The organism is Vibrio sp. 704, from assembly GCF_033339295.1.
On record NZ_JAWOUH010000094.1, the window covers coordinates 1 to 1,185 of the forward strand.

Consider the following 1,185-nt stretch of genomic DNA (forward strand, 5'->3'; position numbering starts at 1 on the left):
GATGTGGAAGCAGAAGACGAAGCAATGATGGGACGCCTATTCACTGTGGCGAAGAAGCTTGCGAAAGAAGAAGGCATTGCTGAAGACGGTTACCGTTTGATCCTTAATTGCAACCCTCATGGTGGCCAAGAGGTTTACCATATTCACATGCACCTACTAGGCGGTCGTCCTTTAGGTCCAATGGTATTGAGCTAAGCTAATTTGAAACGGGTGGTGCCTATGCCACCCTATTTATATTCTTTTCTGAGCACACATTTGCGGAGATAAATGTGAAATTAGGTGTGAAGCTGTTTGGACTGATTAGCTGGGTCTTGATGGCGTCTGGCTGCGCTAATTTGTCTGCGGGCAATTTGTTTAGCCACTACAGCGACCAGAATCAAGAAGTTTATCAGGCAGTTGTTGCTGGCAATTATGCCAACGCTGAGCAACTACAATCGAGCGACGTCGGTGGCGAGATCCTTGGCAATTTCGAAAAGGGTCGTATTTCATTCCTTGCGAAAGATTATCCAACCAGCCTCAAAGCTCTCGAAGATAGCGACCGCGCGGTACGTGTTCAACAAGACCGAGCAACCATTTCTGTTTCTGAAACAGCGACGAGCGTAGGTTCACTTGCTGTAAACGACAATCTTAACGAATACCAACCTGCAGACTACGAACTCGGCTTTTTGCATTTATACCTTGGTCTGAACTATCTACAAAAAAATGATTTAGAAGGCGCACTCGTCGAAGTTCGTCGTGCCAACCAAGTTCAGGAAGCGGCGAGAAAAGCGCGTGAAAAAGAGCTGAAGTCGGCAGAAAAAGATCTAAAAAACCAAGGTATGTCAGCCAACTTAGGCAGCGTGCTCGCGAGTTATCCAGACGCAGGGAAAAAACTCAGTGCGGTGCAAAACGGCTATCTCTTCTATCTTTCTGGTTTGTTGTACGAAGCGTCACGCGATCTTAACAGCGCTTATGTGGATTACCGTCGCGCTTTGGCTGTGATGCCAGATAACAAACAAGTTATTGAAAGCACGATGTACGCCGCGAAAAAACTCGGTATGCGTGAAGACTTACGTCTGCTTGAAAAACGCTATGGCAAGGCACCGACAGGGTTAAATAAGTCACAAGGACGCGTCATTGTGATTGACGAGCAAGGTGTGGTTGAGGCTTTGCAAGGTTGGCGTATTGATTTACCTATTTTTGACA

Annotated in this window: 2 protein-coding genes; both read left to right on the forward strand. The window is 46.6% G+C overall.

Features of this window, described 5'->3' with window-relative positions:
* On the forward strand, positions 1-195 hold a 195-nt coding region (locus R7R24_RS24680), incomplete at its 5' end, for an HIT domain-containing protein (RefSeq protein ID WP_318119722.1).
* 74 nt (positions 196-269) lie between these two features.
* Positions 270-1,185, forward strand: a 916-nt coding sequence (locus R7R24_RS24685) for a hypothetical protein (protein WP_318119723.1), incomplete at its 3' end; no start/stop codon positions are given.